Raw genomic sequence first — 10,252 nt, 5'->3', positions numbered from 1 at the left:
GGGCGACATCGCCCCCAGCCCGGCCGAGGATGCTGGCTGGATCGCCCGCACCCGCGCCACCCTCGCCGCCTCGCCCTACCGCCTCGCGCAGCCGCAGCTCGTCCTCGCCGTGGACCGCAACCCGGCGGTGCAGCAATTGCGCGTGATCTTCGCCAGCCCCGCCGGGCCGTGGGCGGTGATCGGCGGCGGCAAGGTCTCCACCGGCCGCGCCGGGCGCTATGGCTTCTTCATCACCCCCACCGGCGTATTCCCGCACACCACCGGCATTCTCGATTACCGGGCTGAGGGCACCTATAACGAGAACCATATCCGCGGGCTGGGCATCAAAGGCCGCCGGGTGTGGGATTTCGGCTGGCAGACCGCCGCCGAGGGCTGGCTGGATGATGGCCAGACCGGCGAGATCCGCCTGCTGGTGCACGCCACCGACCCCGACGTGCTAGAGCCTCGCCTCGGCCGCCCCGATTCCAAGGGCTGCGTGCGCGTCTCCGCGATGATGAATGTGTTCCTCGACCGCCATGCCGTGCTCGACGCCGATTACCTGCACAACGCGGTGGATGACCGCGCGGTGGCCGCCGTGCTGCCGCCAGATGCCGATCCCTTCGCCTATCCGGGCATGTATCTGGTGGTGTTCGATTCCGCGGAGCCCCCACCATGAGCGCCGCCGGGCTGGAGACCGACATCGCGCGCCTGATCTGGGCGCAGCGTTACCGCCATGGCGGCAGCGCCGAGCCTGATGTCGGGGCGACGTGGCGCCGTGTCGCCACCGCGCTGGCCCAGGCCGAGCCGCGCGAGCGAGGAGAATGGGCAACGCGCTTCCTCGCCGCGCTGCGCGATTTCCGCTTCCTCCCCGGCGGCCGGATTCTCGCCGGGGCGGGCACGCCGCGCCGGGTCACCCTGCTCAACTGCTTCGTCATGGGCGGCATCGAGGATTCCATCCCAGGCATCTTCCGCGCCTTGCAGGAGGGCGCGGTGACGATGCAGGAGGGCGGCGGCGTCGGCTATGATTTCTCCACCCTGCGCCCGCGCGGCATGGCGGCGAGCATCGCCGGCAATGTCGCCTCCGGCCCCGTCTCCTTCATGGCGGTGTGGGACGCGATGTGCGCCACCATCCAATCCACTGGCGCGCGGCGCGGCGCGATGATGGCGGTTCTGCGCTGTGACCATCCGGATCTCGAAGCCTTCATCGCCGCCAAGCAGCAACCGGGCGTGCTCAGCCATTTCAACCTCTCGGTCCTGGTCACCGACGATTTTATCCGCGCCGTGGACGCCGCCGCGCCCTGGACCCTGCGCTTCCCCGCCGCGCCGCCGCACCGGCTGGAGCGCGTGGTGGATGCGGCATCGCTGTGGGAGCGCATGCTGCGCGCCAGCTTTGCCACGGGCGAGCCGGGGGCGCTGTTCATCGACCAGATCAACCGCATGAACAACCTCGCCTATTGCGAGGAGATCAGCGCCGTGAATCCGTGCGGCGAGGTGCCGCTGCCGCATTATGGCGGCTGCGATCTCGGCTCGCTCAACCTCGCCGCCTTCATCCGCGACCCTTTCACCCCCCAGGCGCGGCTGGACCGCGCCGCTCTGCTCGCCGCCGTGCCCACCGCCATCCGCATGCTGGATAACGTGCTGGACGTGACCCACGCCCCGCTGCCCGCCCAGGCGGCGGAGCTGCGGGCCAAGCGCCGGGTGGGGCTGGGCGTCACCGGCCTCGCCAACGCGCTGATCATGCTGGGGCTGGATTACGGGGCCGAGGCCGCGCGTGCCTGGGCCGGGGAGGTGATGCGCGAGATCTGCCACGCCGCCTACCGCGTCTCGGCGGCGCTGGCGGCGGAGAAGGGCGCCTTCCCCGCCTTTGCCCGCGATGCCTATCTCGCCGCCCCGTTTATCCGCGCCCTGCCCGCCGAGATCCGTGACGCTATCGCAGCGCATGGTATCCGCAACAGCCATTTGCTGGCCATCGCCCCCACCGGCACCATCAGCCTGCTCGCGGGCAATGTCTCCTCGGGTATCGAGCCGGTTTTCGCCGCCGAGGCCGAGCGCACCATCCTCGGCCCGCTCGGCGCCCCGCAGCGCGTGCTGGTCACCGACCATGCGGTGCGGCTCTGGCGCGCGGCGCGCGGCGGCGGGCTGCCCCCGGCCTTCACCACCGCGGCGGCGCTGCCGGCCGCGGCGCATCTGGGCATGCAGGCGGCGCTGCAGGCGCATGTCGATCAATCCATTGCCAAGACCATCAACCTGCCCGCCGACGCCGGGTTCGCGGATTTCGCCGGGGTGTACCGCCAGGCCCACGCGCTGGGGCTGAAGGGCTGCACCGTGTTCCGGGATTTGCCCGAGCGCGGCGTGCTGAGCGCGCGCGGCTGAACGCCGGGCAATAAAAAACCCGCGGCGGATACGCTCCGCCGCGGGCCATGTGCGCTTATGCCCCTGGTCTTACGGGAACATCTTGCGGGTGATGAGATACGCCACCGCAGTGAGGCCCAAATAGAGGAAGGGGATGAAGATGATCAGGCCTTCGAGATCGCCCAGCATGGTTACACCTTACCGTTGGAGTTGGTTTCCTGCGTGTCGAACATCACCGCGCCGGCGGCGGCGATGAGCACGATCATGGTCGTGCCCACCAGCCAGGCGAAGTACCAGGGGCCGTAATCGCCCGCGACCACCGCCAGGAACACGCCCAGCGCCAGCGTCAGCGCCAGCCCGACAATTTTGAAAAGCTTGCCCATTGATCGGACCTCCTTAATAGCTGTGCGAGTCGTCGGTGATCGACTCAACCTTCACCTTGCCGCGCATCACATAGAAGCACCACGAGGTGTAGGCGATGATCGCCGGGGTGAAGACCAGGGCGAACAGCAGCATCCAGCCGAGGCTGTACTGCGAGCCGATCGAGTTCCACACGGTCAGGCTCTGGTTCGGATTGGTGGTGGAGGGCATCAGGAAGGGGAACATGCTGGCCCCGACCGTGAAGATCACGCCCACCCAGGCGAGCGCCCCGGCCCACCAAGCCACCGCCGGCTTGCGCGCGGCGTTCATCAGCAGGTTGCCCAGCATGCCGACAAAGCCCAGCGCCGGCAGCGCCCACAGGATGGGGTAGCTCTGGTAGTTGTGCATCCAGGCCCCGGCCTGCACGGCCACGGTCTGGCCGGTGAGCGGCGAGGCCGGCATGTTCGGGTCCACCGGCGCGGTGAAGGCGAAGCCGTTCATGTGCGCGACCCACACCCCACCAATGGCGAACAGCACCGCCGCCACCAGGGCGCCGCCGATGGCCGCGCTGCGGGCGCGCCCGAAGATCGGCTCCTCGCCGCGCAGCATCAGCATGGTGCCGCCCTGCGCGATGGAGAGGCTAAGCGACATTACGCCGCAGATCAGCGCGAACGGGTTGAGCAGATAGCCGAGAAACGACTCATCCTGGAAATACTGCCCGGTCCAGCTGTAGTGGAAGCCGACACCCTCCATCACGTTGCCGAAGGCCGCGCCATACACGATCATCGGCACGGCGCCGGAGATCAGGAAGGCCCAGTCCCAGGTGGCGCGCCAGGAATTACCCGCCTTGGAGCGGTATTCGAAGGCCACGGGGCGCATGATCATGCTGAACAGCAGCAGGATCATGACGACGTAGAACACCGAGAACGAGGTGGCGTAGAGGGTGGGGAAGGCGGCGAAGATCGCGCCACCGCCCAGGATGAACCACACCTGGTTACCGTCCCAGTGCGGGCCGATGATGTTCAGCGCCACGCGGCGCTCCTTGTCGGTCTTGCCGACAAAGCGCAGCAGCGTGCCCACGCCCATATCCATGCCCACCATCACGGCGAGCCCGGTGAGCAGCACGCCTAGCAGCACCGCCCAGATGACTTTGAGAACAACGTAGAGTTCCATTTAAACTTCTCCTGAGTGGCGCGGCGTTATTGCCAGGACTTATCGGCCAGCTGCGGCTTGCCGAACATCGTGGCGGTGCCGCCCACGGACGGTTCCGCATGGTGCTGCGGGCCAAGGCGGGCGAATTTGAACATCAGGTACAGCTCGGCGGCGATGAAGGCGCTGTAGAGCAGCGCGAAGCCGATGAGCGAGAACACCATGTACCCGACCGGATGGCTCGACGCCGATTGGAAGGTCGGCAGCCAGCCATAGACGGACCAGGGCTGACGGCCAGCCTCGGCGGTGATCCAGCCAAACTCGCAGGCCATCACCGGCAGCGGGATCGACCACAGCGCCGCCTTCAGCAGCAGCGGGTGCTTCTCCAGCTCGTTACGCAGGCTGTAATACGAGGCGAAGGCGAACAGGATCACGAAGTAGAAGCCCAGGAACATCATGATGCGGAACGACCAGAAGGTGACGAACACGTTCGGGATCGTATCCTTCTCGGTCTGCGCCACGATGGCGTCCTGGTTGGCCGGGGTGATCTGGGTCAGATCCTGGTTCGGCGCGTTCTTCTGGGCCAGGAAGCCATAGCCCATATCGTTCTCATACTGCTTGAACGTCGCCAGCGCGGCGGCGTCATGGTCCTGCCCGTATTGCTGCAGGGCATTGAGCGCCTTGATGCCGTTCAGGATGCGCGGGCCAGCCTGCTGCTCCAGCGAGATCAGGCCGGGCACGGCGGTGTTCTCGGAGTGCGTGATCAGCGGGGTCAGCACATAGGGCACGCCGATTTCGGCATAATTGGTCTGCTTGGCGTCATCTGGCAGGGCGAACACCAGCCAGGGCGCGGCCGCGGCCGAGCTGTGGGCGTTGGAATCCTGCCACAGGCCCTCGATGGCCGCGATCTTGGTCGGCTGCACGAGGTAGTCCAGGCGGCCAAGCGCGTCACCCAGGGTCACCACCGCCATCGAGGAGATGACGCCGAACAGCGCCGCCATGCGGAACGAGCGGGCCGCCAGCGCCTTATGCCGGTTGGTGAGGATGTAGAAGGAGGAAATGCCCATCACGAACAGCGCGCCGGTGACGAAGCCCGCGATCGAGGTGTGCACGAATTTGGCCTGCGCGTCCTGGCTGAACACCAGGTTCAGGAAGGAGGTGAACTGCATGCGCATGGTGTCGGGGTCGAACGACGCGCCCTGCGGGTTCTGCATGAAGCCGTTGGCGATCAGAATCCACAGTGCCGAGAGGTTGGAGCCCAGCGCGGTCAGCCAAGTCACCGCCAGATGCGCGGGGCGCGAGAGGCGGTCCCAGCCGAAGAACATCAGGCCGATGAAGGTCGACTCCATGAAGAAGGCCATCAGCCCCTCAATCGCCAGCGGCGTGCCGAACACGTCGCCCACGAAATGCGAGTACATCGACCAGTTGGTGCCGAACTCGAACTCCATGGTCAGGCCGGTGGCGACACCGATGGCGAAGTTGATGCCAAAGAGCTTGGCCCAGAAATGGGTCATCTCTTTGTAGATCTCCTTGCCGGTGATCACATACACCGTCTCCATGGAGGCGATCAGGAAGGTCATCCCGAGCGTGAGTGGCACGAAGATGAAGTGGTAAAGCGCGGTTAGCGCGAATTGAAGTCGCGATAACTCGACGACACTGGGATCGATTAACGACATACGCGTGAGCTCCAGCTGTGTAAAAAAGCCTTTTTTAAGCCGCTCCGCCTATAGAAGCTTTTCGCTTAAGGTGTAGTTGATATAGATCAATCCGGCCCCGTTGCGGGCCAGACAATTCCTGCCTCAGGCGGCGATCTGCCCCGAGCGAAGCGCATGCACCTCGTCCATCAGCGCCAGCCCGGCCGGGCGGTGGGTGATGTAGAGTACCGTCTTGCCCGCCAGCAGCGGGGCGAGATCGGCGAGGAATTCCCGCTCCGTGGCGGCATCCAGCCCTTCCGTGGGTTCGTCCAGCACCAGCCAGGGCGTGTCCTTCAGCACCGCGCGGGCCAGCGCCACACGCCGCGCCTGGCCGCCAGAAAGCTTGATTCCGGCCTCGCCGACCAGCGTATCCAGCCCATCCGCCTGCGCGCGCACGAAACCGGCGAGCTGCGCCACCTCCAGCGCGTGCCACAGCGCCGCCTCATCGGCGTCGGCCTTGGCCAGCAGCAGGTTGTCGCGGATCGTGGTGTGGAACAGATAGCTGCGCTGGGAGATCACAGTGATGTGATGCGCGAGATCGGCGCTGCCATAGGCGCGCAGATCATGCCCGCCGAAGCGCGCCTCGCCCTCCTGGAATTCATGGAAGCGCAACAGCAGGTTGATCAGCGTCGTTTTGCCCGCGCCGGTGGCGCCGGTGATGCCCACGCGCCGGCCCTGCGGCACGCGCAAGGTGAAGTGGCGCAGCGCCCAGGGCGACTCCGGAGTGTACCGTAATGACACATTTTCCAGCGCCAGCGCGTAGCCTTGCGGCGCCGGGGCGGGGGCGGCGGGCGGCGCCACGGCGGGTTTGGTGTCGGCCAGGGCGAAAATCCGCCGCGCCGCGCTGGCGATCTGCCCGAGATATTGGAACGAGGCGGGTAGCGGGGCCACCGCCTCGAACGCCGCCATGCAGCCCAGCGCCAGCAGCGCGAGGTCGGGCGCGGCGAGGCGTAGCGCCGCCACCTTGGCGCCGCCCGCGATCACCACGCCGAGCAGGGTGAAATTGGTGGCGAGGCTGGCGGCCGCCGCGCCCAGCCCGGTGACGCGCGCCATCTGGCCCTGGGCCGCGATCAGCTCCGCCTGCAACGCCGCGGCCCGCGCCTGCAGCGCCGGGGCGGCGCCATAGGTCAGCAGCTCGCCCATGCCCTGCACCGCGTCCACATATTCGGCGCGCAGCGCGGCGGAGAGGCGCACCGTCTCGGCCCCGGCCCGGCGCCCGGCCAGCCCGGTGGCGCTCGGCACGCCCAGCCCGGTGAGCAGCAGCCCCGCCGCCAGCACCAGCGCCGCGGGCCAGGAGAACACGGCGAAAAACAGCACCATCGCCAGAATCGTCACCGCCGCCGCCAGCAGCGGCACATAGACGCGCAGGTAAAACAGGTTCAGCGTGTCGATATCCGCGACGATGCGCGACAGCAGATCGGCGCTGCGATAGCCCTGCAAAGCCGCCGGGGCCAGCGGCTCCAGCACGGTGTAAAACCACACCCGCAGATCCGCGAGCAGGCGGAAGGTCGCCTCATGCGTGGCCAGGCGCTCGCCATAGCGCGAGGCCACCCGCAGCGTCGCGAAAAACCGCACCGACGCCGCCGGGGTGAAGAAATTGAACGTGTTCTGCACCGCGTAGCTGGCGAGGCCGGTGACCGCCGTGGCGGCGAGGAACCAGCCCGAGAGCGTCATCAGCCAGAAATTGGCGAGGATGGTGACGCAGGCGAGCGCCAGCCCGCCGCGCATCCAGCCCCGGTGCGGCTTGAACAGCCGATGCAGACGGATCAATTCGCGCATGGCAGCGCCTCCTCGCCCTCATAGGCGCGCAGCAGTTCGCGGTACGGCCCCGGCTGCGCCGCCAGGGTTTGCGGCGGCCCGGCCTGCGCCACCCGCCCATCCTGCAGCACCAGCACCTGGTCGGCCCGCGCCGCCATCGCCAGCCGGTGCGCGATCACGATCACGGTGCGTCCGCGCGCGACTTCCGCGATCGCGCCCAGCACCAGCGCCTCGCTCTCCATGTCGAGATTGGCGGTCGCCTCGTCCAGGATCAGCAAGCGCGGGTTCTTCAAATACGCCCGCGCCAGCGCCAGGCGCTGGATCTGCCCGCCCGAGAGTTTTGCCCCGGCCTCGCCGACATCGGCGTTAAACCCGCCCGGCAGCGCCTCGATGAAGTCCAGCGCCTTGGCCCGCGCCGCCGCCGCGCGCAGCGCCGCCTCATCGGCGCCCGGCGCGCCGAGGCGCAGATTATCCGCGATGCTGCCCGCGAACAGGCGCGGATTTTGCGGCACCCAGGCCAGAGCCTTCCACCATTCCTCCGGCGCGATCTGCGCGAGATCCGCGCCGTTCACCCGGATCTCCCCCGCTTGCGGGCGGATGAAGCCGAGCAGCAGCCGTGCCAGCGTGGTCTTGCCCGCCCCGCTCTCGCCGACGATGGCGGTGATTGCCCCGGCCGGAAATAGCGCGCTCAGCCCGTCGATCACCTTGCCTCCGGCATAGGCGAAACCAAGCCCGTCGCAGGCGATCGCCAGCTCCCCCGCGGGCACGGGGGCCTCGCCCGGCGCCGCTACCGGCGCGTCGAGCAGCGCGAAAATCCGTTTCGCGGCGGCGATCGCGGTCATCCGTGCATGGTAATGCACCGAGAGCCCGCGCAGCGGCACGAAATATTCCGGCGCCAGCAGCAGCACCAGAAAGGCCGGGTAGAAATCGATGCGCGCATGCAGCAGCCGCGCGCCAAACAGCACCGCGACCAGCGCGATCGCCACCGAGGCGAAGAATTCCAGCACCGCCGAGGTGAGAAACGCCACCCGCAGCCCGGCCATGGTGGTGCGCCGGTAATCATCGGTGATGCGCGCCACGATCTCGATCTCGTCGCGCGCCCGGCCGAACAGCTTCAGCGTCGTCAGCCCTTGCAGCATGTCGAGGAAATGCGTGCTCATCAGCAGCAGTTTTTCCCATTGCCGCTGGTTGATCGCTTCCGCCCGGTAGCCGACGAACACCATGAACACCGGCACCAGCGGCCCGGAGACGAGCAGAATCAGCCCGGAATACAGATCGAGCGGGAAGACCAGCGCCAGGATCGCCAGCGGCACCGCCACGCACAGCGCCATCTGCGGCATGTAGCGCGAGAAATACGGCTCCAGCGCCTCGATGCCCTCCAGCATGGTGGCGGCGACATCGGCGCTCGCCTCATCCGCCGCGCCCACCGGCCCGCGCGCGAAGAGCCGCGCCAGCAGCTCGGCGCGCAGCCCGGTCTTGATCTCGGCGGCGGCGCGGAAGGCGGTGATCTCGGCCGCCCAGGTGAGCCCGGCGCGCAGCACAAACAGCCCGGCCAGCCCCCACAGGAAGGGCGACACCGCGCTCAGCTGCGCATGGTGGAAGGAGATGCGGTTGACGATCTGCGCCAGCAGCACGGCCTGGGCGATGATCAGCCAGCCGGAGACGAGGCCCAGCCCGATGCTGGCCCTGAGCGCGCCGCGCGTGCGCCGCCCTTCTCGCATCAGCCGCGGATCGATTCGGTCGCTCATGCCTGCTCAACGCTCCCAGTCCGGCGCGGCACGCCGCGCGCCTCTGGCACTAACCGGCAAGCGCCGTGAGGACAAGCGCCAGCCCCCTCCGCCAGGGCGGGCGCGGGCGGTAACGATGCGGGGATTTTAGTGGCTGAGCCGCGCCAGCAGCAGCAGGCTCAGGATCAGCGCGATCAGCAGCGGTGGCACCAGCCCGGATTTCTCATGCGCTTCACCGGGCGGCGCATACATATCGCTCTCTCCCGGCACTGGGGTTGTGCCGAGTTGCTTGGCGCTGCGGTCCTGGATAAATTTTCGCAACAGATCAAACATGGTGCTGGTTCCAGCCTCCACATTACGGCAGTCTGTTCAAAAATCATCTTAAAAATCGAGGTCTACCCCGCCGGATGGGCGGATTTCGCGGTTATTGTTGCCAAACCGCCGCGGATCACGGCCGCCGCGTTAATCCGCCAGCCAGTCCAGCGCCGCCGCGCCGGGGCTGGGCGAGAAGAATTCCGCCCCGGTCCAGCCCGCATAGGGCAGATGGCGGATGGCGCGGAACAGCCGCGCCAGATCCAGCTCGCCCGTGCCCGGCGCGCCCCGGCCCGGATAATCGGAGAACTGGATATGCCCGATCCGCCCGATCCGCCGCTCCAGCCCGCCCAGCCAGTCCTCGCCAGCGGCGCGGGCGTGATACACGTCGTAAAGCAAGGCCAGGTTGTCCGCCCCCACGGCGGTCAGCAGCGCGTCGGCATCGGCGTAGCCGTCGAGGATGAAGCGCGGGTTGTCGGTCCGGTTCAGCGGCTCCACCAGCAATTGCATGCCGCGCGCGGCCAGCATTGCGGCGCCCTGGCGCAGATTTTCCACCAGCACGTCCCAGCAGCGCTCGGGCGCCTCGTCCGCGGGCAGGTTGCCGGCCAGGCAATGCACGCGCGGGCAGCCGAGCACGGCGGCGTAATCGGCGGCCTGGCGCAGGCTGTGCCAAAACGCCTCCTCGCCGCCCGGCAGGCAGGCGAAGCCGCGCGCCCCGGCCGTGAAATCCCCGGCCGGGGCGTTGATCAGCACCCAGTCCAGCCCCGCCGCCCGCGCTGCCTCGGCCAAGGTGGCGGCGGGCAGCTCGTAGGGAAACTGCATCTCCACCCCGGTGAACCCGGCGCGGGCGGCGGCGGCGAAGCGCGCGGCCACCGGCAGGGCGGTGAACAGCGTCGAGACATTGGCGGAAAAGCGTAGCAT

9 protein-coding genes are annotated in these 10,252 nt (G+C 68.1%); 2 read left to right on the top strand and 7 right to left on the bottom strand.

Going from position 1 to position 10,252, the window contains the following annotated elements; translation table 11 throughout:
- Together LI953_RS09770 and LI953_RS09765 are read left to right on the top strand one after the other, a co-directional pair.
- A partial coding sequence (locus tag LI953_RS09770) for a hypothetical protein (protein WP_255643134.1) occupies positions 1–655 on the top strand: 655 nt, incomplete at its 5' end.
- Positions 652–2,352 (top strand): adenosylcobalamin-dependent ribonucleoside-diphosphate reductase, encoded by a 1,701-nt coding sequence (locus tag LI953_RS09765; protein ID WP_227075881.1) that lies wholly within the window; start codon positions 652–654, stop codon positions 2,350–2,352. The genes LI953_RS09770 and LI953_RS09765, both read left to right, overlap by 4 nt.
- Positions 2,353–2,522: 170 nt before the next feature.
- Here LI953_RS09765 and LI953_RS09760 read toward each other — a convergent pair whose 3' ends face one another.
- The 7 genes from LI953_RS09760 to LI953_RS09730 form a co-directional block, all read right to left on the bottom strand.
- Positions 2,523–2,714 (bottom strand): hypothetical protein, encoded by a 192-nt coding sequence (locus LI953_RS09760; RefSeq protein ID WP_227075880.1) that lies wholly within the window; start codon positions 2,712–2,714, stop codon positions 2,523–2,525.
- A 13-nt stretch (positions 2,715–2,727) separates the two neighbouring features.
- Positions 2,728–3,864, bottom strand: a complete 1,137-nt coding sequence (gene cydB, locus LI953_RS09755; protein ID WP_227075879.1) for a cytochrome d ubiquinol oxidase subunit II — start codon at positions 3,862–3,864, stop codon at positions 2,728–2,730.
- A gap of 26 nt (positions 3,865–3,890) precedes the next feature.
- A complete protein-coding gene (locus LI953_RS09750; RefSeq protein ID WP_227075878.1) occupies positions 3,891–5,516 on the bottom strand; it encodes a cytochrome ubiquinol oxidase subunit I in 1,626 nt (541 codons plus the stop codon).
- A 123-nt stretch (positions 5,517–5,639) separates the two neighbouring features.
- Complete coding sequence (gene cydC, locus LI953_RS09745; protein ID WP_227075877.1) at positions 5,640–7,313, bottom strand: thiol reductant ABC exporter subunit CydC; 1,674 nt, start codon at positions 7,311–7,313, stop codon at positions 5,640–5,642.
- Positions 7,301–9,040: a thiol reductant ABC exporter subunit CydD gene (gene cydD / locus LI953_RS09740; protein ID WP_227075876.1), complete on the bottom strand. Its 1,740-nt coding sequence runs from the start codon at positions 9,038–9,040 to the stop codon at positions 7,301–7,303. The genes cydC and cydD overlap by 13 nt, the downstream gene beginning before the upstream one ends.
- A 126-nt stretch (positions 9,041–9,166) precedes the next feature.
- Positions 9,167–9,352 (bottom strand): hypothetical protein, encoded by a 186-nt coding sequence (locus tag LI953_RS09735; protein ID WP_227075875.1) that lies wholly within the window; start codon positions 9,350–9,352, stop codon positions 9,167–9,169.
- A gap of 129 nt (positions 9,353–9,481) precedes the next feature.
- Positions 9,482–10,252 (bottom strand): hydroxypyruvate isomerase family protein, encoded by a 771-nt coding sequence (locus tag LI953_RS09730; protein WP_227075874.1) that lies wholly within the window; start codon positions 10,250–10,252, stop codon positions 9,482–9,484.

The sequence above is a fragment of the Acidocella sp. KAb 2-4 genome, assembly GCF_020567705.1.
Taxonomy (GTDB): domain Bacteria; phylum Pseudomonadota; class Alphaproteobacteria; order Acetobacterales; family Acetobacteraceae; genus Acidocella.
Note: the sequence above shows the minus strand (reverse complement) of the source record. Positions and strands in the feature narration are given on the sequence as shown.

What these genes read in the sequence shown, in the direction of transcription:
- LI953_RS09765 (WP_227075881.1), top strand. Translation starts at nt 652, where the DNA reads ATGAGCGCCGCCGGGCTGGAGACCGACATCGCGCGCCTGATCTGGGCG.
- LI953_RS09760 (WP_227075880.1), bottom strand. Translation starts at nt 2,714, where the DNA reads ATGGGCAAGCTTTTCAAAATTGTCGGGCTGGCGCTGACGCTGGCGCTG.
- cydB (WP_227075879.1), bottom strand. Translation starts at nt 3,864, where the DNA reads ATGGAACTCTACGTTGTTCTCAAAGTCATCTGGGCGGTGCTGCTAGGC.
- LI953_RS09750 (WP_227075878.1), bottom strand. Translation starts at nt 5,516, where the DNA reads ATGTCGTTAATCGATCCCAGTGTCGTCGAGTTATCGCGACTTCAATTC.
- cydC (WP_227075877.1), bottom strand. Translation starts at nt 7,313, where the DNA reads ATGCGCGAATTGATCCGTCTGCATCGGCTGTTCAAGCCGCACCGGGGC.
- cydD (WP_227075876.1), bottom strand. Translation starts at nt 9,040, where the DNA reads ATGAGCGACCGAATCGATCCGCGGCTGATGCGAGAAGGGCGGCGCACG.
- LI953_RS09735 (WP_227075875.1), bottom strand. Translation starts at nt 9,352, where the DNA reads ATGTTTGATCTGTTGCGAAAATTTATCCAGGACCGCAGCGCCAAGCAA.
- LI953_RS09730 (WP_227075874.1), bottom strand. Translation starts at nt 10,252, where the DNA reads ATGCTACGCTTTTCCGCCAATGTCTCGACGCTGTTCACCGCCCTGCCG.